Source organism: Leptospira biflexa serovar Patoc strain 'Patoc 1 (Paris)', assembly GCF_000017685.1.
Classification (GTDB): Bacteria; Spirochaetota; Leptospiria; order Leptospirales; family Leptospiraceae; genus Leptospira_A; species Leptospira_A biflexa.
On sequence record NC_010602.1, the window covers coordinates 3328840 to 3350065 of the forward strand.

Here is a 21226-nt window from a genome sequence, read left to right on the forward strand (position 1 = left end):
TTATACACCTAACCTATTGATGATGGTATCTAACATTTCATTCAGCGTTGAAATCATACGAGCGGATGCATTATAGGATTGTTGGAACTGCACCATATTGGCCATCTCCTCATCTAAATTCACACCCATCACGGATTGGCGCATGTTTTCGAGTTCCACCATAAGTTCATTTTGGGTGGTATACTCTTGTTTGGCTTCGCGTGCTTCTGTTCCAAGCCTTGAGATGAGTGAGTTGTAAAAATCATCCGTTGTTTTCGAATAATCAAACATCACTGGTTTTTCACGTAGTGCTGCTGCGATTAGGAGAGCATTGGATCCATCTTTTTGACCGTTTGGTGAATTGTAATCACCAGACCCGTTCACATCCTTACCGCGACCAGCGGCAATGTTTGCTGGGTTATTCCTTACATCTTCTGACATCTTAAAAAAAGAAGATGGGTGGTACATTGGTGTGAGTGTGATGTCTTGGGCATTCGCTTGGAATTTATTTATTTCACCAATTTTACGGTAATCAAAAGATCCAGACACACCAGAGGCTGTTAGAATGCCAGTGAGTCCCACAAGAAGTTCTCCAGAATCCTCTAAGTGACGGATCATAAAGTTTTCTTTTTTATCGTTTGGATTTGTTGTCGATTTTAGCGCCAACTGATTGTCATGCGACATGTAAGCGACAACACCAGTTTCCGATCGATTGATTCGTTTGATAACGGCATTTAAGGTATCATCTTTGGAATACGGTACGAGTATTTCTGTTTCTCCACCAGGACTTGCTTTGAGAAAACGCATGGTGCCCGAGATTCCAATCGGGCGATCGGGATCAAGGGAGGTGCGACCTGTCACTCGAAACACTGCTGTTTTGTCGTTCAGTCCATCCCCGTCAGTATCAATTTCTCCAAAGGTGTTTGTCGCAAGAGCTCTTTGTTCAAAGAAATTCACATTGGTTTTGCCATTTAAACCAAATCCATCCTTGTGGATTTCATTGATGACATCCATTGCATTGATGGCGAGAGCATCGACTGCATTAATTTTTTCGACAAGGATCCGATCTCTGATTTCATACAAAGCTTGGATACTTCCCTGACGTAGGAGAACAGTGTCACCTGTCCCTGACCACTTCAGATCCAAAAGCCCATCGTTATTTGGATTCCCAACCAAATCAATTTTGTGAACCTTTTGTCCTTGGATGAGGATCTGTTGGCCAATAAAAACCATGAGTTCATCATCATCACTACGGCCGATGGTAATGTCCGCCATACCTGCCAGTTCTTGCAATAGTTCATCTCTTCTATCCAAAAGGTCATTTGGATTGTCACCTAATGCTTGTGACTTGGTAATTTTTTCATTGAGTGATTTGATATTTTCAGAAACTGTATTGAGATGATTGACTTTCGCTTCAATTTCCCGATTGGATTGGTCGCGGAGGAGGGAAAGTTTTCTATACACATCTTCCATCCGTGAACCAAGTGCTTCTGCTTTTTCCTGTACAACGGCACGGTGGGCTGTTTCTTCTGGGTAATTGGAAAGGTCTTCCCATGAAGACCAAAACTGATCCATCATGGACCTGAGTGTCGTTCCAGTAGGTTCGTTAAAAACAGTTTCTACTTGGTACAAATAATCATTTTTTTTGCCCCAATACTCTTTGAGAGAAGAGGAATCGATGATACGGTCATCGATAAAATTATCTCGAACCCTTTCGATTTCAGAGATTTTGACACCTTGTCCAATTTGGCCAGGCACCTCTGCCCGGTTAAACGCTGGATCATAAATTGGATCCATACTATTCATGACAACTCGTTGGCGCGCATAATGTTTGTTATCCGCGTTGGAAATATTATGACCTGTGGTTTGGATCGCTTGTTGGTGGACCGAAAGTCCTCGTTTCCCGATTTCTATACCTTGGAATGTTGATCCCATACGATTCTCCTAGGCAGTCGCGTTCAAAATGATCGCGCCTTTTTGGCTCTGCCCACGCCTTGTTGGTTGTTTGTGCGAAGTGTACACCTTCTCACGAGATAACTCTTGCAGTGAGTCAACTGTTGCTTGCAAAAATTCTTTTCTGGTTTTTAACAGTTTTTCATTGGTGATGATGGCATCCTTTAGGTCTGCCACTACTTTCTTCAATTCCAATGCAAAGGTTTTGAGTTTAAAATTGGACTCACGATCCATATGGTTTAAAAAATGAGTGAGTGTTATGGAAGATTCGTCTTTCTGAAACTTTTCTTTTTCATAAACATCTTCGATGGTTTTCATACGAATGCGCTCAAGCTCTGAGGCTTCGACCATAATATGGTAACTATCTTTGACAAGGGACTCGAGTGCTTTGCCGTCCGCACCGTGGATGGCCGCTCTTTTTTTGCCTTCCAAATCCAAAAGGCGCTTGTAACAGTCTATTTCTGTAGTAAATAAACTTCTAAGTGATTCAACCCAATCCAACATGCGAATTCCTTTTCCCTTATGGGAAGGATCGACGGATTCCCAAACTAGCTTAGGAAAATTTATAAAAATTTACTATTTTCAGGTCTATGTCGCAAAAATCGCCGTGTATTAAAGTCTGTATGATGGACCCAGATTCTGGACTTTGTGCCGGATGTTACCGAACCATCGAGGAAATTGGGAATTGGTCAAGGATGACCGACGAGGAGAAGGAAGCAGTTTGGCGGGAGCTCCCGCAACGAAAAGCGGGAAACTCTACCAATCAATAGGTTATTTAGTACCTTTATCAATTTTATTGCGGTGTTCTTCACAGAGTCTATAGAGTTGATCTGTAGATGGATTTTTCTTTGTGACTTTTTTTCCGCATACGATACACAATCCTTGTGCCCTTCTTCTTTTGTATAACAATTGAACTCGCTCGGCACCTGATAAATTGTATTTACTGATTTGAAGACGAACTCCTTTTACCAAATAACTTCCGATGGCAGACTCTTCTCCTTTTTTTAATTCGGAAAAAATCTTGTTCAACTCATCCGGTTTAATCGATTTAGGTTTCATACATTCTCCTACTTTTTGCTAAATTTAACTCTCTGTTAGATTCTAAATGTTAATGCACATTAGTTTGTACCCACTAACGCGCAACTCTATTTTAAAATCATATCTGAATTCCCGAATATAGATTCGAAATCTAGGGACAAACTCTAATATTTAGAAAGATTTTTGAGTTGGCAAAGTGAAAAGATCGACTAAGGTTTAGTGAAAGGACCAAATTATGGAAAAGAAGTACAAAACACTCAAAGATTTTTTCCCATTCTATTTAGAAGAACATAGCCACCCGTTTAACCGAGCGTTACATTTTATTGGATCAAGCCTTGCACTCGGTTGTATTCTAGGATTTATCGCAACAACGAAGTTGTACATCTTAGGTTTGGCGCTTGTTAGTGGGTATTTCTTTGCATGGATCGGACATTTTTTTGTCGAAAAGAATCGACCTGCCACCTTTACATACCCGTTTTATTCGTTGATTTCGGATTGGATCATGTACTTTAAAATGTTAACGGGTCGCATTGATGCCGAATTTGCCAAAATTAAGTCAAAACAAAATTAAGATGAATCTAGTTCTCAATTTGATCATAACTCTTGTTTTGTTCTCTGCTTGTCGCCCAAGCGAGATCACTAAAGAGGAAATCACTTCCCTTCGAGATCAAAACAAAGATTCCCTCGTTGCCTTTTCAGAAAAGATCTTACCAAAAATCCTAGGGACCGAATTCAAACATCTGGAAACAGGCCTCGATCAGGACAATCAGAACGAAGTTCATATCACTTATGGAAGTAATAGTGCACTGACTTTTAATGATCCTTCCGAATACCGAAAGGTTCTCACCGAATACCAAAGTCTTGTACTGCTACGCATTGGATATGTTTTGAACCTTCACCATTTCCATCGATTGTCACTGAGCCTCTCCAAACCGTTTTTCATCCAAGGTGAAAACAATCCTGAAACGGAAATCCAAGAAGCGGAAATTTTCCGAACGACTATGAACCAATTGGAACTTGTGAAATTTTTTGAGAACCATCCCAATTTTGATCCTTACAAGGCACCGAAGTTAGGTGATAAAGAATGGGTGTCTGTTACGGAAGAAATTCAATCGCTTTGGAAGGTCGAATTGGATGAGATCAGTCGTGTGAAGGTGGAATGACCCAAGGGACAATATCTACGACGGCTCGTTCCAATCGGTCCAAATACGATAATTTGGGAATTTCATAGGCACCCAATTGCCAGGTCACATGATTGAGTTGTTGGGTGTCAAATAAAACAAAGTTGGATTCTCGTAGTCGTGCGAACAAATGATACAGAGCAATTTTCCCCGCATCCGACTCAAAGGAAAACATACTTTCCCCTGCAAAAAATTTCCCGATGGCCACTCCGTAAACACCACCCACTAAGATATTCTCAGAATTCCAAACTTCTACGGAGTGAGCCCAACCTTGTTTGTGGAGCTCTAAATACCCATCGATAAAACCAGGAGTGATCCAGGTATTGTCCTTTTCACGGTAAGCGCAGGCTTGCATGACAATGGCAAAGGCTTCGTTGAACGTAATTCGGAATTTTTTTTGTCGGACCTTTCTTAAAACTGTTTTTGAAAAATGAACTCGATTGATATCAAAAATGGCACGTGGGTCTAAAGAATACCAACGAATCGGATCTTCTGACCAGGGGAAAATTCCGTGGGTGTATGCGTATAACAAACGATCAACGGAAAAATCTCCCCCAACTGCGACTAAATCCTCTCTCCACAACCGAGGGTTTTTAAAAAATTGCTCAAAACTCCTCTTTGTCAAGGTTCCAAAACTTCCTTCGGATAATCGTAAACGATTTTTACTTTTAAACTTTTCCCATTCTCATCATTGATATTGGATAGGCCATCAAATTGTAATATCCTTCGTGTTTGTACATCGTAGACCAAAAGGAAGGGTTTTACCACTTGTTTCAAAACAAAATTGTCGATCTCCAAACGGAGGTAGAGTGCCTGTCTTCCTTTCCATTCCCCATCCTTGATTTTTAAAACCGCAAACTTATAGTCATCTAACTGAACTGGTGCGATGAAATGAAAGGATAGTCTTTCACCCCGAGACAATTCGTCCCAATGGTTCCTCACAAAATAATCAAACCCACCGTCCATGACGGCTGGAGTTTTCGGGTTGTAGGTTTTTTCCGAAAGTGGGTCTTCCTTTTTTCGTTTATAAAATAATCGAACTGTCCTTCCTTTTACGTCCGCTCCTTCCGTATAACCATCCCTTTCGTCCACCGTTTTGAAGGTAGGAACTTCGGAATTTTGATCAAATTCTATGTGTTTGGATCCAAATACTTTTCCGTTCGCATCTTTGTATTGGATTTCTGAATGTGTGTGTTTTCCATTATTATAATATTCTTTATGGTTATCGGAATAAACGTATTTTCCTGTGTTGAGATCGTAGGCCTTCCCAAAATATTGGTACTTGGGTTTTTCTGCTAGGAGTGGCAAAAAGGATGGAAAAACTATGGCGAAAAATAGAATTTTACGTATCATATTCCTTAGACCATGAAAAAATACAGACTGACCGACCAAAGGACACTTTTAGGCATTGTTTCCAAACTCACAACAACTGTCCTACAAGACCAAGACACCAAACAAAAGTTTACACTGAACAATCCTGTTGCTGTCAATGACATCTTAAAATCGGTCCACATCACCATAACTGCCGCGGAGCCGATGGTCTCAAAACCCAAATCTTTGGTCTGCGTCTTAAAAGAAAACCGTGTCGAACTTCGTGTCAAACCCGTAAACCCCTACCAAGACGATTTGATGCAAGTCTATGAAATTTTAATCGAACCATTGGAACGATCCGCCAAACGGGCAGCAATTGAAGATATCTCAGCGTACGAACTCCAAATGGCCCAAACGGCCGACCTAGGAACTGTCATATCCATCTATGGAAAAACATCCATCATCAACCAAGCATTAAACCAATGGCAAGTACACTTGGAACAAGTCCTCACTAATTTTGGATACTTTATCAAAAAAATACAAATCGGTTTTTATTATGCGGCCGACACACAACTCATGGAAGCCCTTGCAACTTCCAAAGCCCCATATTACGTGCGTGATGCGAATCGCAGAATTTTTTACACAGATCGAGGGTTTTATAGTCCCAAAAAACTAAGTGAAATGTATGTTCGATCCTACTTAGATTCCCTTTTACTCAATAATACAAAATCGACATTGATCTTCCCATTTTTCTCGAATGGAAAAGTACTCTTAGGATACTTTGAAATTTTAAGCAATTTACCTGATTTGGGAAATTCATCCTTACAATCGGACATCGAAGGCCCGGAAGGGATCGGACCTTTATTATCTTTTTTGGATCAAAAAGCAGAAGAATTTGTTTTTCAACTTGAATTTGCATATGCAAAAGATTGGGAAACAATTATTCGCACAACACCCGTTAGAGACATTAGCCAGGATGGACGTGGGATAGGAATCACATTACCAAAGGGAACTAACATCGACCTAAGACCGATTGGATCTCCTGTTTCGTTCCAACTCAAAATCAATTCTTCTCCTTATACTTTTTTTGGAAGTTTAAGAAGTCTAAAAAAAGGGGAGAATGACACAACCAATATCGGTTTACAAATTTTTCAATGTGACAAATCGGAAGGGATGTCCCTCCTTAGTTCTTACGCATCAAATTTAATTGGAGAAGCAGTTTCATGACGCCAGAGCAGTATGAAACCATCATCACACTTTTAACCGAAATCCAAAACCAAGGTGGCTCCGATCCCTACCGATTGGCATTGTACTTAGTCCCTCATATTGGTATCATCTTCGGTACCACACTTTTGTTTTTTTTGTTTCAATGGTGGCACAAACAGAAAATGGCTCTCATCCAATCAGGCCAATACAAACCCTGGAGTTTTGACATCAGATTGTATTCTTTTTTCGTGGGTCTTTTGTTGACATTCACTGGATTTGCCTTATCGTTTGTATTTATACTCGTCTTAGGTCGTTCTATGGCGGTGTTAGGAGGGTTAATCCCATTCGCAATTGGACTCGGTCTCTTGACCTTTTACAAACTACACAGGTAACAGAGACAAAACGGAAATGTAATGACGAAGACTGGAATTCCATTCAGTTAGTCTTACGCGGTGATGTTTCACAATTCGAAGTGCTCATGAATCGGTACCAGGGTATGGTACATTCCCAAGCCCGCAAGGCATTCCTTTCCGAAGAAGAAGCAGAAGATTTCACTCAAGACGTTTTTATCAAAGCGTATGAATCATTGAGCTTATTTCGAGGAGAAGCACAATTCTCCACTTGGTTATTCCAAATTGCCAAATTTCGCTTAACAAAAGTTAACAAAAAGAAATCTCATATTTTTACTGATTGGTCAGAAGATGTGGCAACGGTAGCAGACAAATCAAAACCTTCCGTTGTTGATATTTTGGACAAAGAAGAAACCCATCTAACTCTTCATTCGCTCATCGCAAAACTTCCTAAATCTTACCAATTACCGATTCGATTGCATTATTTTGAAAACAAACCTTTGAAAGAAATTGCAAACGACCTCAATATCAAACTGGGTACCATCAAAAGTCATATTTCTCGCGGAAAAGACCTACTTAGGAAATGGTGGTCACATGAAATCGAAGGATAAAAACGAAACCGAATTAATAGGATTGTTTTCCAATCCAGATCCATTTCTAAAGGGTTCGGAAGCTCCTTCGATCATTCGCCTCCGAGTCTTAGGACAAATTTTACCACTCAAGTTTTTGTTCTCTTCCTTGTTCGTTTCTATTGTACTCCTTCTCATCCCTTTTGGAACTATGTTATTTTCATTCAATCAGGATGAAAGTTCCATCTACCTGTTACCACTCCTCATCAGTTCCAGTTTGTTTTTTTGTTTTTATTCTTTGGTACTTGGCTTTTTACTCCTAAGCACAAGAATTCCTTTTCTGAATGCATGGAAAGAGAAACTTGGCTTTGAAGAGGTTTAATCATTCGTGAAAGGTCTTTTATTTTCTCTTGTTTTTATATTTGCCACTTCTCTCTTAGCAGATGGTTTGCCTTCCGCAGATGAGTTTTTGAATATGGATTTGGACAAATCCATTCGTTTGGTGGAATCCCTCTCGAAAGAAGAAGCCAAAGTTCTCGTTTCCGATTTAAGGGCCGAAGTCAAAAAATCGTACCCGAAAGCAGACCATTTTTACTTTCTCATTTCGCATTTGGAAGAAATCCAAGCGATCGAAAAAGAACAAGCTAGGCTCAAATCCTTACTTTGGGTGTACGTACTTGCCTTCGTTTTGTTCACTGGATTCTTAGGTCTCATCCTCCTCCGCCAACGAAAGGCGATCCGAGACATCAACCAGTTGCTTAGCAAATAAAAAGGAATCGATTTTTTGTCATCGTATTGTATTCTTTTTGTAACGAATCCCTGTTACATTGAAATAGATTCATGAAAATATTGATTGTTGATGACGAAGAAGACATTGCAGGCCTAATCCAATTCCACTTGGAAGAAGAAGGTTTCCAAACGGAAGTTTGCCATAATGGAATGGAAGTCCTCCCTCGTTTAGAAAAAAACCTACCTGATGGAATTATCTTAGATTTGATGTTACCTGGCATTGGGGGTATGGACCTTTGCAAACGCATCAAAGAAAAATACCCACAAATTCCAATCCTCATGGTCACCGCCAAAACAGGTGAAACCGATGTGGTTTTAGGTCTGGAATTGGGTGCGGATGATTACATTCGAAAACCATTCAATATCCGCGAATTAGTGGCTCGTGTGAGATCCGTGACTCGTCGGACCACTGACCCAAGCCAAGAAGTGCAAGGTACCATCACAACTGGAAAAATCCAAATCAATCCTACTGCACACAAAGTATTTGTGGAAGGTACAGAGATTGATTTGACATTAATAGAATTCAAGCTATTACAGCTGTTTGCTGGTAATCCTGGGGTTGCCTTTTCTAGAGATAAATTATTAGATCGGATTTGGGGCAAAGATGTATTTGTAACAGATCGCACAGTGGATGTGAACATCAAACGACTCAGAGACAAACTTCTCTCGGAAAAAGAACGACTCGAAACGATCCGCGGAGTCGGTTATCGATTCCGAGATGCGTAGTTTTTTTTCAACCCTTCTCCTTCTCAACTGGGGTCTACTACTTGTTTTATTGACCCTAGCCCTCGGCGTATTTTATATTTACGACTTAGTTGTACCTGCCGTCCGACCACTCATTTTATTTAGTTTTGTACTCATCGCGATTTTTGGTACGTTTTATATTTCCACAAACATTGCCATGCGAATCACAGACCCTTTGGCCACGGTTGAGAAAAAAACAAAAGAAATCAATGCTGGAGATTTTGGTGTTGAGTTATCTTCACCTGACATTCGTGAGTTAGCAACACTTGCTTCTTCCATCAATGAAATGGCCAGACGTCTGAAACTCCAATTTTTGGATTTAACTGTCGAAAAAGAAAAGTTTAATTACCTCCTTCAAAACTTAAAAGAAGGTGTCTTTGCCATTGACCGGAATCATAAATTTTTGTTTTTGAATCGTAATATTTCAGAAACTCTCATTCAAAAAAATTCTCAGTTTAAGGAATTTGCTCCTTCCATCAAAAACAAAGAACTGCTTAGTTTTATCACCGACAAAATTTTGTCAGGTAAAGAAGGAAAAACTGAATTTCAAGATGGTTTACATTTTTACACGGCAAGAATTTATCCCATTAAATCAGATGCCATGGTCCAACTATATATTGGAGTGATTTCAGACATCACGGAAGACCGACAAAACCAATTGATTCGAGAACAATTCTTTCAAAATGCTTCCCATGAATTAAAAACTCCTATTACATCGATCAAAGGTTATGCGGAAACTTTAGAATACAAATTAAAACTCCAACCCGAATCCAATGAAAGAAAATTTTTAGACGCGATCCTCCGAAATACGGATCGTCTGATTCGAATTGTAGAAGATATGTTGACCGTTTCAAGATTAGAAAATCACAAAACAGTTTTGAATCTAACGGATGTTTCACTTTATGAGCTCGTCAAAAATGTGTCCGAATCATTGGGTGTACTTTATTCCCAAAAAAAACAAAATTTGGTTTTAGAAATTCCTACAGATTTAAAGGTCCGGGCAGATCGATTGTTACTCGAAGATTTATTGGTGAACTTAATCTCCAATGCTTCCGCTTATAGTCCCGAAGGCGCAAGTGTCATTGTAAAGGCTTTTGCAACGAAAGAAAACAATCTGATCCAGGTGATCGACCATGGAATCGGAATTTCGGCCGAAGATGCAGAACGAATTTTTGAACGTTTTTTCCGTGTGGATACCAATCGATCCAGAAAAGAGGGAGGAACGGGCCTCGGACTTTCCATTGTGAAACACATTGCAAGGCTCCATTCAGGCGAAGTGAATGTCGCTCCCAACCCGAAGGGTGGTTCCATCTTCTCCTTTGTTTTTCCTAAAAAATAGATTCTCGTAAGAGAAGTCCCTGGATAGAATGTTGGTATCCGGTAGGTAATTATGAAGTATCCTTTGGGATTTTACTCCTTTGGCAAAAACATTGGTATCAAAGATACAAGTTTAGATTTTGCTGTGATCTATTCCGATGTGCGTTGCCATGCAGCCGCTGTTTTTACTCGGAATAATTTTCCTGGAGCTCCCATTTATGTAGGACGCGATCATATCAAAGATGGCCACTTACAAGCCATCGTCATCAATTCCAAAAATTCAAATGTCGCAACTGGTGAAAAAGGAATCCAAGATTCTTACCAAATTTGTGAAACTTTGGCAAAATCACTCGGAATCAAAAAAGAAGACATTTTACCTTCTTCTACAGGTGTGATAGGAGTTCCTCTTCCCATTGAAAAAATCCTTTTAGCATGTGAGACTGCCAAAGACAATTTAAAACCAGGGAATTTGGATGAAGTGGCAGAAGCCATCATGACAACCGATACCAAAAAAAAGATTTCATACCGCACAATGACACTTGATGGAAAAGAAGGTGTGATGTTTGGAATTGCGAAAGGTGCGGGGATGATAGAACCAAACATGGCAACAATGTTGTCCTATATCCTTTGTGATTTTTTACCGGAATCAAATGATCTAAATGGAATTTTAAAACGCGTCGTGGACCAAACATACAATTGTATCACTATTGATTCTGATACATCCACAAGTGACACAGTCGTACTCATGTGTTCAGGTAAACTGGGAACCATCTCTGATCAAGTATTTGAATCCAATTTAAAAGAAATTGCCACTGAACTTTCTAAAAAAATTGCACGAGATGGAGAAGGTGCCAGTAAGTTAATCGAACTCACCGTAAAACAAGGTAGAGACGATCATCAAGTGACAAAAATCGGAAAATCCATTCTAAACTCACCACTTGTGAAAACTGCCATATATGGTGGTGATCCCAATTGGGGACGATTCATCATGGCGATTGGAAAAGTTTTCGATGAACCAATTCCTTATGATTCATTAGAAATCCAATTGGGTGGCATTTCAGTCAAAAGTGCAAACAACGAAACCAAAACAAAGTTAGCCGATTATTTAAAATCAAACGAAGAAATATTCATTACTGTGGAATTAAATACAGGGAATTTTCAAAAAACGTTTTGGAGTTGTGATTTTACGGAAGGTTACATCCAAGAAAACGCCTACTACACAACATGATCTCCAATAAATTAAAAAATACGATAAAATTCTTTTTACCATCAAGTTATCAATTAAAACTTTCTGTTACAAATTTATTCACTCGTACTGTTTTTATCTTACTCGTTTATATTTCTTATTTTATCATCCTGATTCAAATTCCGGAATCTATGTCTTACCGGCTGGAATTGGCATTACTACTCACTTGTGCATTTTCTCTAATTTTATATCTGCCTCTCATAGAGCGTTTAACGAGATATATGCGAACAAAGTTTTTGTCCGAGTATTTGACAGAAGATGCCGAATCGTATCGGCAAGCTATCAAACGCTTCAACTTTGATGCCTTAATTAAAAATGTTTTTCCCGATATGGTAAAAATTACAGGTAGCCAATCGGGAACAATGGCCGTACTCACTCAAAATGGAACGTTCGCATTTCACTCCTATTTTCGCGGCCGACAAAAAAAATTGAGTCCTACAAAGGATATCGTTGTTAAATCCAGTTTTCAATCGTTTTTACTTGCCAATCGAAATGGCGCATCGGTTGCCAATACATTCTCGAATGAAAGCATTAATAATGACTTTATGGAACTCCATGCCAATTACATACATCCATTCATATTCCGTGAAAAATTATTTGGTTTTATCGCCGTTTCAAATATTCCCAATTCAGATGCTAGCCATAGTTTGTCTTTGTTAGCTGGTCAGTCAGCACTGACAATCCACAATCATATTTTATCTTATCATATCTCCGAAAATAAAAAATACCAAAAAGAAGCTGAGTATGCGGTTAGGGTACAAAACTTATTGGAGACTGGAACCATTCCCAAAATTTTAGGATGGGAAATTACTCCTTTCAAACGTACAAATCGCAACTTAATTGAATTTTTTCAAGTGGAAGACGGAAGTTGGTTTTTTGTCATTTTAAACGCAGGGAAATCTTACCAACACATAGGGATCATTCTTTCCTATATTTTGGGAGTTGTATACTCTCAATCTAGGCTTAAATTATTGAAAGGATTTTCAGATATCAAAACTTTAATCCAATCCACCTTTCAGAAGTTAGACTGGAAAGAAAACTTCGAGATGATAATTGGAAAAATTGGTTATTCCGAATTGTATATCATCCAAGAAGGTAAACAATTTAAAATCCTTAGAAATTCAGAAGAAGTGGTCGCGAGTATGGGTTGGAAAAATATGATCAGCATGGACAAGGGTCCCATTATCATACAACAACGCGGCGAACCTGTTTTAAAATTCAGTTTTACCGAGTCGGAAGTTTTATGAGAGAACTAGCGATCACCATCCTCTCATCCCTTTTATTTTTTTTAATTTTATTTTTTTCCGTCATTGGAGTTCAAAATAGCTCCAAAAGATTACCTTTTTATCATTACCCATCTGGACTCATCGTCAATATTGGGGAAGAAAACAAATCCCATTGGGGCAATTCCATTCTCACTTCTGACTTAGAAAAATTTGATTCGATTCAAGATTTTTCAAATATAAATTCTTATCGACTTAATATCCAAAGTTCAAATGGAACAATTTATCAAGAAGATTTTAAATTAAAGAATGTTCGCAAAACTGATGTTTTAGGAGTATTTTTTTCAGATTTATTTTTGGCATTTTTTAGTTTGGCAATTGCCGTTTATTTTTATTACTCTACACGTGATGCATTGATCTTTGGTTTTTTCTTTAATTTTGGTCTCATCATCCTTTCGAATGTATTTGTTTTAGCATTTAAAAATTCGATTTTTTTATTCATACTTACTTTGTATTTGGGAAGTTTTCTCCAATACCATTTGATCTACAGATTAAGAGGGAAAGAAATCAATTCCAAATGGTTATTACCTCAAGTATTGATCTCCTTTATCATGGCAATGATTGCCTCTCAAGAAAGATATGATATGATTTTGATAGAACGCATCGCAATTGTTGCCCATGCGATTACGGTTTTATTTGGATCTATCAATATCATTGCCAATGTATTCGAGTTAATTCGATCAAAACCACAAGGGGAAGCACTTCTAAAACGTTTGTTACTCGTGTTTTCGATCATTCTTTATGTGGCATTACCATCGAGTATTTTATTTTTTGATGGCTATCCTTGGTTTTATGTGCATCGATCCTTTTTTATTTTCACATACTTATTATTCATCTTAAGTTTTTTTTACGGAACCTATCGTTATACCTTTGTTCCTTCATTTGTGATCTTTACTCCAAGTATTGTCACATTAATTTTAGTGGGAATTATTCTTGGAACTTACATCGGCGCTATATTTGTTTTAGATTATATTTTGCCCATACGTTACCTAAAAGATCGATGGGTTTTTAATTTTATCTTTTTGTTTTTAGTAACCGCTTATTTGATTCCATTAAAATTAAAGGTAAAAGAATTTTTTGATTTATGGTTTTTCGAAAAAAACCATAAACTAAGTGCTGGAATCAACAAAATTACCGCACTATTATCATCACCTCTTTCGATGAGAAAAACAATTCTCACAATCAACAGAACAGTAAAAGAAACAGTAAACGTTTCCAATTTAATCATTCTCATTCCCGGTGATCAATTTGCAAATACTGATCTAAGGAATATAGATTTTATGAGAATTTCTCCTCAATCAGAAATTTGGAATTATTTCAAAAGCACGGATCGTGTCACTGTCACTTCTCATTTAGAATATGGAATTGGACTAAGAGAAACTTTATATAATTTTTTGAAAGGATTACAAGTCCAACTCGCATTTCCCGCTTACGATTCTTCTTCTAATAAAAAAAATATCCAAGCGATGATATTGATCGGAGAAAAATTAGATAAAAAATATTTTTCTATCGGAGAATTAAAATTCATCAATGAAGTTGTTAAAATATCAGGGATGTTACTCGAGAACTATAGTTTACTGGAAGATGAAATCCAAAAACGTAAAATTGTAAGAGACATCCAAACTGCATCTATAGTCGACAATACATTACGTTTGATTCTTCCTAGTGAAGTCAAAGGAATCGATTATGGTTATATATCAAAACCAGCTGTTGGAATATCCGGAGACTATTTGGACATTATTCCTGTTTCCAATACCAAAATGATAGTTTTGTTAGGTGATGTGGCTGGGCATGGTTTGGGAACTGGATTTTTAGTCAGTGCGATCAAAGGCATTGTGAGAGAACAATTACGGAACGGTACATCTCTTGAAGGTCTATTTCGCGAGATCAATTCCTTCTTTCGTGCAAGATACAAGGGCAATGAATTTATGACTCTTCTCGGTGGGATTTTTGATTCCACAGAAAACGTATTTAAGTATGTCAATGCAGGACATCTTTCCTTAATTGAAATGCGGGCTGACGGCCAAATCAAATTACATTCTAAAACACAACGAGTTTTGGGAATTTTAGAGACGGATTACCATGTCCAAGAATTAAAATTACTACCAGGTACAAAACTTTTTCTTTATTCCGATGGAATCTCGGAAGCCTTTAGTGAACGAGATGAAATTTTCGGTGAAGATACTCTCATCGATTTTTTACACTACAATGCTGATAAATCCGTAAAAGAACTTCCGCCCCTATTGGACATTCGTATGACCCAATTCCGAGGAAACCGCGAACAATCAGACGATATCACATTTATTGGTCTTTCTTTTACTCCAAACTAGCCGATAGTAAAACCGATGATGGCGGAAAAACCGGTTAAGTTTGTCATTTTTTTATCTCTCATCCTGAGTTTAGTCGCATTTTGGGACCACCAATTCACCTCCTACCTAAAAGAATTTGTGGTTTTGATCCATGAAATTTGCCATGCGACGGTTGCCCTCTTCAGTGGTGGGGTTGTGAAAGGGATCGCCCTTCACGGAAATGAAGGAGGGGAGACCATTGCTGTTCCCGCCTCCTTTCGCGGTTCCTTTATCCTTGTTGTATCAGCAGGATATATCGGATCTTCGCTTGTCGGCGCTTTTTTATTACGATTGGGATTCCAAGGCCGTCATGCTCGCCAAACAATGATCTTGTTTGGATTGTTTCTCATTTCAGTGAGCGTCTTGTATTCCAAATTGGGAGATTTGGCATACTTTACTGGTATTTTTTGGGGTGTCGGAATATTAGTCTTAGGGATGTTAGGTGAGACAACATCCATTTTATCACTCGTTTTTTTGGGAACGAGTATCTCATTATATTCTTTATATGATTTATCAGATTTTGCGGATCGGCTGACGGAGACAGATGCAGGTATCTTAGCGTTTTGGATGGCGGGACTTGGCCCAGAAGACTTACAAAATGAAGAAATTCCCACCGTCGTCCTCATTCTCGGTTATTTGATTGCAACCCTTTGGTCCCTCTTGAGCATCGGGATCATTTTTATGTCCCTACGATCCTCTCTCTCCCATGAAGAAACCCACCATGCCCCTGATCCGATCGAACAATTGGAACGTTTCCCTGGGGAACTTTCCCCAGAAGCAAAACTTTGGTTGGAAAAACGGGGAGTGGATCCAGAAAGTGGGATCGTTCTGCCACCGAATTTTTTCCTTGATCCACCTTCCAAAGACAACTAGGGTAAGTGCTTCTCGCAAATTTTCATTTGCGTAGGACACCGACTCCACAAATATAGAATCTCAATGGCAAAAAGAATTCTCATTACCGGGGGAGCTGGGTTCATCGGTTCTCATCTAGCGGAAAACTTGCTCAATGCTGGAAACCAAATCATTGTTTTGGACAATTTTCACACAGGAAGGAAGGAAAATCTCACTCACCTCCTTTCCCATCCCAATTTTGAACTCATCCGTCATGACATCACCGATTCGATCAAACTAGAAGTGGATCAAATTTATAACATGGCTTGCCCTGCATCGCCAGTTCATTACCAAAGTAACCCAATCAAAACCATCAAAACCAATGTATTAGGAACGATGAATATGTTGGGACTTGCCAAACGAGTGAAAGCAAGAATCTTACAAGCTAGCACTTCCGAAGTATACGGAAATCCTTTGGAACACCCACAAAACGAATCGTATTGGGGAAATGTAAACACCATCGGAATTCGTAGTTGTTATGACGAAGGGAAACGTGTCGCAGAAACTTTGTGTTTTGACTACCATAGACAACATGGAGTCGACATTCGAGTGATCCGAATTTTTAACACGTATGGTCCAAGGATGATTCCAGATGATGGCCGAGTCGTGAGTAATTTTATCGTACAAGCATTACGCGGTGAGGACATCACCATTTATGGAGACGGAAGCCAAACAAGATCTTTTTGTTATGTTGATGACCTTGTCAAAGGTATCATCAATATGATGAACGTAGAAAATTTCGTTGGCCCGGTGAATTTAGGAAATGATGGTGAGTTTACTGTAAAGGAACTTGCAGAACTTATTATTAAAGAAACAGGAAGTAAATCTAAGATCATTTACCTTCCACTTCCTCAAGATGATCCTGCTCGTCGAAAACCAAATTTGAGTTTGGCGAAAGAAAAATTGAATTATTCTACAACCGTTCCACTTTTGGAAGGCGTAAAAAAAACCATCGAATATTTTAGCAAAAGAGTATAAAATGAAAATAGGCGTAATCAAAGAACCATCGTATGAAAACCGAGTTGCGATCACACCAGATGTGATTGATCCGTTGAAAAAATTAGGATTCACAATTGCTATTGAAACAACAGCAGGTGACAGTGCTTTTTTCTCAGACCAAGATTATAAAGACGCTGGTGCATCAGTAGAATCTAGAGACTCTATTTTATCTGGATCCGATATTGTTGTATCCATCCATGCTTTGGATGAAGCGAGTGCAAAAAAAATCGGAAAGGATAAATTGTACATCGCTACTTTATCACCTTTGGCATTTCCCAAAAAAGTAAAAGAAATTGCGACTTCATCATTTAAAATCTTTTCAATGGATACGATCCCTCGCATCACACGTGCTCAATCGATGGATGTTCTCAGTAGCCAAGCAACTGTATCTGGTTACAAAGCAGTTTTACTTGCCGCATCAAATTATAGCCGATTTTTCCCGATGTTGACAACAGCAGCAGGAACCATTACACCAGCCAGAGTATTGATTCTAGGAGCAGGTGTTGCTGGATTACAAGCGATTGCAACATCACGTAGATTAGGTGCGGTTGTAGATGTATTTGATACACGTCCTGAAGTAAAAGAACAGTGTATGTCTCTTGGTGCTAAGTTTGTGGAAGTGGAAGGTGCAGCGGATGCTTCCAACACTGGTGGTTATGCGGTAGAACAATCGGAAGACTACCAAAGACGCCAAAAAGAAGCAATTGCGAAGTATGCTGAAAAAGCGGACATCATCATTACCACCGCTCTGATTCCAGGTAGAAAAGCACCAGTGCTGATCACAAAAGAGATGGTTGATAAAATGAGACAAGGTTCTGTGATCGTTGACCTCGCTGCTGTGAATGGTGGTAACTGTGAATTAACAGAAAATGATAAAACCATCGTTTACAAAGGGATCACCATCATTGGGAACTCCAATTTACAAAGTACACAACCAATGGACGCAAGTAAAATGTATGCAAAAAACATTGTAAACTTTCTCAAATTGTTTGTGAACAAAGAAAAACAATTTAATATCAATTTGGAAGACGAAATCATCAATGCATGTATGATTGCAGAAAATGGTTCCATCCGCCACAAACCGACGTTAGCCCTTCTGGGTGAATGATCTCATAAAAAAAGGTCAGAATTCCTTCTGACCTTTTTTATTTTTCTCAGCTCAAAATACTTTCAAAACATCTTTCAAAAAATTCAAATCTACTTTCGATTTCGATTTCAAAATCTCCTTACAAAATGCCTCTTACTAAAGTAGGAAAAATCTATTTTGGAATCTCACTTAGTTGCGGTTGGGTTCGCCATCGTCGATGCACCCAAAAGTATTGTTCCGGAAATAACTTCACTTCCTCTTCTAAAGTTTTTGTCCAAAGTTCCGTATAATGACGGATGACATCGTCTTTTTTGGGATATAATTTTTTATCTACAAAACCTAAGTCTTTCACACGTACGATCACTTTCCCGTTTTCACCTGCTAACACTGAATAATATAACATTTTGGCACCAGTGAGATAAGCCATAAGAGCTGGTCCCACAAAAGTGGAAGCTTGCCTATTCATAAAGGGAACAAAAATCCCTGCTTTTCCTGCATTTTGGTCAGCACCAAATCCAATCCAATACCCTTGTTTGAGAAGTTTGATGACTTGCGTAGATTCTTCTACAGGAACCAATACCACACCGTTTTTCGATCGCATCCGTTTCAGAAGGGTATCAACAAATGGATTACGAACCTTTTTATAAATTCCCCCACCCTTCATTCGAATGCCTAAAAATTGGACCAAAATTTCCCAAGTCCCAAAATGACCGGAAATTAAAATTACCCCTACCCCTTGTTTTTTGGTTTCTTCTTCTATTTTTAAACTACTTTCATCAAGAACAAGATATTCATCTAACCAAGCACGCGTCATGCGAGGCGCCCACAATGTATGTGCAAGTAAAATTCCTAAGTGTCGATAATGTGCTTTCACCAAATCTAAGATTTGGTTTTCCGAATATTCTGGGAAAGCAAATCGAATGTTCTCGGCCGCAACCTTTCGATGTTTTTTATCAAACTTATAAATTAAGTTAGTGAGAAACATTCCATAGGACAAACACCACTGATAGGGTAACAACTTAAAAGGTGAATAAAATAGATAAACAATGAGAAATGAAAAAAAATATCCGATGTATTTCATATCGTTACCAAATAGGGCCAAAAAAAGTAATGAATTGTGACTGCGATCAATCCAATGCCTAATCCAATGACCCATCCTCCCATAATATCACTAACAAAGTGATGTAAGGTGATTAACCTACCAACACCTGCAAACAAACTAAAGAAAAAGAAATATGGTGTTTCTCCAAACGCAAATACGAGTATTGTTGCAACAACGATCGAATTGGCGCTATGTGCCGATGGGAACGAATGTTTCATATCCGGATTGGAATCCACTTTTCCCATAACACTGACTAGGGGGCGCTTTCTTGCAAAATACTTCTTTAGTACCAATACCAATCGATCAGTTACATAAGTAAATAGTAAGACAAATGGTAAACTGATATACACTGGTTTGTATAAATCACTCATAAACATCAATGGCAATAATACCAATGCAAACATCTCACCCCGATTGATTCGAGACAAAACCCAACTTAGATTTTTATGGTGTAAATGGTTTTGGATCCAAGTAGAAAGTTTAAGATCTAATGTGTTAATCCAATTCATTTCGAAAGCTCTTCTTTAATCTTTTGAAGCGCTTCCGAGAAACTAAATGTAAATTGGTTTCTTGATGCCATATCTTTTAAGGTTACTGTATTTGTTTTGATTTCATCTTCCCCTCGAAGTAAAATCCATCTGTATCCTTTTTTTTCAGCATAGGAAAGTTGTTTTCCCATTTTTTGTGAAACCAATGAAACCTCGGCAGAAATTTTTTCTTTTCTTAATTCTTTTGCAAAATTGTGATTTTCTGCGAAAGACGAATCATCCAATAGAGGAATAAAAACCGTTGTATCGCTGGCAAAATTCGGTAACAGATTGTGGGCCGTTAAAAAATTTTGTAAGGTAACGTCTCCCAATCCAAAACCAATTCCTGTTAACTCTTCATTAGAAAAAAGTCCAATTAAATTATCATATCTTCCACCACCGTACAATGAACGTTTGTTTTGCGGAGAGGTATCAAAGATTTCAAAAATAAATCCTGTATAATAATCAAATCCTCGGACAACAGATGGATCAAAGTGAATGATATCAGAAAGTCCAATAGTTTTGATGTCTTCAAATAATCCCTTGATGGCAGCCAAGGTTTCTTCTTTGATTCCTGGTATTTGGTTTAACGAATTTACCGTAGCATTCAAAAATAAATCAATTTTGGAAACAGCAGAAGAGTCATTTGGAATTGTTTTGGTCACTAAAGCGACGTATTCGTCCTGTGTGATTTTATTTTTTTTGTCCAAAATTTTGGACACTTCATGTGCTTGATTAGGACTTACCTTAAGTCCGTCTAACAAGAATTCATCGAGGAGTGACCGGTGTGAGATGGTGACTTTGAAACTGTTTTTTGGAGCCCCAAAAGCAAAGAGGATATCACAAGCTAAAGATAAAATCTCAAGCTCTGCGCGACTACTAGTAACGCCAAACATATCGACATTCAATTGCCAGTGTTCCCTGAGCCTTCCATGGCCAGGTTGTTCATAACGCCAAAGATTGGGAATGGAAAACCAACGAATCGGTCTTGGCAATTCACGTAACTTTTTTGCGACCATCCTTGCAACAGTAGGTGTCATTTCGGGTCGAATGGCAACTTCTCGATCCCCTTTATCAATGAAGTTATAAATTTGTTTTCCAACAATCTCTTCACCCGTTTTGGCACGGTATAAATCTAACGATTCCACCATGGGTCCATCATACTCTTCGTACCCATACGATCTCACGACATCTTTCATGACCGAAAATAAATAGTTACGAAGGCGCATATCTTCTGGATAAAAATCCCGAGTGCCCTTATAATTTTCTGTTGTTAGTTTTTGTTCTTTCAATGATTGGCTCCTAT

The 21226-nt window shown here is 38.5% G+C and carries 24 protein-coding genes; 16 read left to right on the forward strand and 8 right to left on the reverse strand.

Features of this window, described 5'->3' with window-relative positions; all coding sequences use genetic code 11:
- The gene (gene flgK / locus LEPBI_RS15735) at positions 1-1914 is read right to left on the reverse strand and encodes a flagellar hook-associated protein FlgK (protein WP_012390134.1); all 1914 of its coding nucleotides are present in this window, start codon (positions 1912-1914) and stop codon (positions 1-3) included.
- 9 nt (positions 1915-1923) lie between these two features.
- Positions 1924-2436 carry a flagellar export chaperone FlgN gene (flgN, locus tag LEPBI_RS15740; RefSeq protein WP_012390135.1) on the reverse strand — a complete coding sequence of 171 codons (513 nt, stop codon included), beginning with the start codon at positions 2434-2436 and terminating at the stop codon, positions 1924-1926.
- An 86-nt stretch (positions 2437-2522) separates the two neighbouring features.
- Between flgN and LEPBI_RS15745 the strand changes: the two genes are divergently transcribed.
- Positions 2523-2702 (forward strand): DUF1289 domain-containing protein, encoded by a 180-nt coding sequence (locus tag LEPBI_RS15745; protein WP_012390136.1) that lies wholly within the window; start codon positions 2523-2525, stop codon positions 2700-2702.
- A 1-nt stretch (position 2703) separates the two neighbouring features.
- On the opposite strand, the gene LEPBI_RS15750 is transcribed toward LEPBI_RS15745, so the two are convergent.
- Positions 2704-2991, reverse strand: a complete 288-nt coding sequence (locus LEPBI_RS15750; protein ID WP_012390137.1) for an LIC10235 family protein — start codon at positions 2989-2991, stop codon at positions 2704-2706.
- Positions 2992-3205: 214 nt separating this feature from the next.
- Here LEPBI_RS15750 and LEPBI_RS15755 point away from each other — a divergent pair, with 214 nt between their 5' ends.
- Entirely contained in the window at positions 3206-3541 is a 336-nt protein-coding gene (locus LEPBI_RS15755) for an Mpo1-like protein (protein ID WP_012390138.1), read from the forward strand.
- Position 3542: 1 nt separating this feature from the next.
- Entirely contained in the window at positions 3543-4133 is a 591-nt protein-coding gene (locus tag LEPBI_RS15760) for a hypothetical protein (RefSeq protein ID WP_012390139.1), read from the forward strand.
- Here the strand turns inward: LEPBI_RS15760 and aat are convergent.
- Positions 4111-4776, reverse strand: coding sequence for a leucyl/phenylalanyl-tRNA--protein transferase (gene aat, locus LEPBI_RS15765; protein WP_012390140.1), 666 nt, complete (start codon positions 4774-4776; stop codon positions 4111-4113). The two genes, LEPBI_RS15760 and aat, sit on opposite strands and share 23 nt — an antisense overlap.
- Complete coding sequence (locus LEPBI_RS15770) at positions 4773-5504, reverse strand: hypothetical protein (RefSeq protein ID WP_012390141.1); 732 nt, start codon at positions 5502-5504, stop codon at positions 4773-4775. The genes aat and LEPBI_RS15770 overlap by 4 nt, the downstream gene beginning before the upstream one ends.
- A gap of 12 nt (positions 5505-5516) precedes the next feature.
- Here LEPBI_RS15770 and LEPBI_RS15775 point away from each other — a divergent pair, with 12 nt between their 5' ends.
- From LEPBI_RS15775 to LEPBI_RS15835, 13 genes are all read left to right on the forward strand, one after another.
- Positions 5517-6689, forward strand: coding sequence for a PADRE domain-containing protein (locus tag LEPBI_RS15775; protein WP_012476437.1), 1173 nt, complete (start codon positions 5517-5519; stop codon positions 6687-6689).
- Positions 6686-7060, forward strand: a complete 375-nt coding sequence (locus LEPBI_RS15780) for a hypothetical protein (protein ID WP_012390143.1) — start codon at positions 6686-6688, stop codon at positions 7058-7060. Before LEPBI_RS15775 ends, LEPBI_RS15780 begins: the two co-directional genes overlap by 4 nt.
- An 86-nt stretch (positions 7061-7146) precedes the next feature.
- The gene (locus LEPBI_RS15785) at positions 7147-7629 is read left to right on the forward strand and encodes an RNA polymerase sigma factor (protein WP_041769907.1); all 483 of its coding nucleotides are present in this window, start codon (positions 7147-7149) and stop codon (positions 7627-7629) included.
- Positions 7613-7969, forward strand: a complete 357-nt coding sequence (locus LEPBI_RS15790) for a hypothetical protein (protein ID WP_012476438.1) — start codon at positions 7613-7615, stop codon at positions 7967-7969. Before LEPBI_RS15785 ends, LEPBI_RS15790 begins: the two co-directional genes overlap by 17 nt.
- Before the next feature lie 6 nt (positions 7970-7975).
- On the forward strand, positions 7976-8356 hold the full coding sequence (locus LEPBI_RS15795) for a hypothetical protein (protein WP_012390146.1): 381 nt from the start codon (positions 7976-7978) through the stop codon (positions 8354-8356).
- Positions 8357-8427: 71 nt separating this feature from the next.
- On the forward strand, positions 8428-9102 hold the full coding sequence (locus LEPBI_RS15800) for a response regulator (RefSeq protein WP_012390147.1): 675 nt from the start codon (positions 8428-8430) through the stop codon (positions 9100-9102).
- A complete protein-coding gene (locus tag LEPBI_RS15805) occupies positions 9095-10459 on the forward strand; it encodes a HAMP domain-containing sensor histidine kinase (protein WP_012390148.1) in 1365 nt (454 codons plus the stop codon). Before LEPBI_RS15800 ends, LEPBI_RS15805 begins: the two co-directional genes overlap by 8 nt.
- Before the next feature lie 51 nt (positions 10460-10510).
- Positions 10511-11665 carry a bifunctional glutamate N-acetyltransferase/amino-acid acetyltransferase ArgJ gene (gene argJ, locus LEPBI_RS15810; RefSeq protein ID WP_012390149.1) on the forward strand — a complete coding sequence of 385 codons (1155 nt, stop codon included), beginning with the start codon at positions 10511-10513 and terminating at the stop codon, positions 11663-11665.
- On the forward strand, positions 11662-12930 hold the full coding sequence (locus LEPBI_RS15815; RefSeq protein ID WP_012390150.1) for a hypothetical protein: 1269 nt from the start codon (positions 11662-11664) through the stop codon (positions 12928-12930). The genes argJ and LEPBI_RS15815 overlap by 4 nt, the downstream gene beginning before the upstream one ends.
- Positions 12927-15296 (forward strand): PP2C family protein-serine/threonine phosphatase, encoded by a 2370-nt coding sequence (locus LEPBI_RS15820; protein WP_012390151.1) that lies wholly within the window; start codon positions 12927-12929, stop codon positions 15294-15296. The genes LEPBI_RS15815 and LEPBI_RS15820 overlap by 4 nt, the downstream gene beginning before the upstream one ends.
- A 15-nt stretch (positions 15297-15311) precedes the next feature.
- Positions 15312-16187 (forward strand): M50 family metallopeptidase, encoded by an 876-nt coding sequence (locus LEPBI_RS15825; RefSeq protein WP_012390152.1) that lies wholly within the window; start codon positions 15312-15314, stop codon positions 16185-16187.
- A 63-nt stretch (positions 16188-16250) separates the two neighbouring features.
- Positions 16251-17183, forward strand: coding sequence for a UDP-glucuronic acid decarboxylase family protein (locus tag LEPBI_RS15830; RefSeq protein WP_012390153.1), 933 nt, complete (start codon positions 16251-16253; stop codon positions 17181-17183).
- Position 17184: 1 nt separating this feature from the next.
- On the forward strand, positions 17185-18312 hold the full coding sequence (locus LEPBI_RS15835) for a Re/Si-specific NAD(P)(+) transhydrogenase subunit alpha (protein WP_012390154.1): 1128 nt from the start codon (positions 17185-17187) through the stop codon (positions 18310-18312).
- A 151-nt stretch (positions 18313-18463) separates the two neighbouring features.
- Here LEPBI_RS15835 and LEPBI_RS15840 read toward each other — a convergent pair whose 3' ends face one another.
- From LEPBI_RS15840 to hisS, 3 genes are read right to left on the reverse strand one after another with little or no spacing between them, the layout of a single operon-like run.
- On the reverse strand, positions 18464-19372 hold the full coding sequence (locus LEPBI_RS15840; RefSeq protein WP_012390155.1) for a lysophospholipid acyltransferase family protein: 909 nt from the start codon (positions 19370-19372) through the stop codon (positions 18464-18466).
- Complete coding sequence (locus LEPBI_RS15845; protein ID WP_012390156.1) at positions 19369-19902, reverse strand: phosphatase PAP2 family protein; 534 nt, start codon at positions 19900-19902, stop codon at positions 19369-19371. Before LEPBI_RS15845 ends, LEPBI_RS15840 begins: the two co-directional genes overlap by 4 nt.
- Complete coding sequence (hisS, locus tag LEPBI_RS15850; protein ID WP_012390157.1) at positions 19899-21212, reverse strand: histidine--tRNA ligase; 1314 nt, start codon at positions 21210-21212, stop codon at positions 19899-19901. Before hisS ends, LEPBI_RS15845 begins: the two co-directional genes overlap by 4 nt.
- Between the last annotated feature and the right edge of the window lie 14 nt (positions 21213-21226).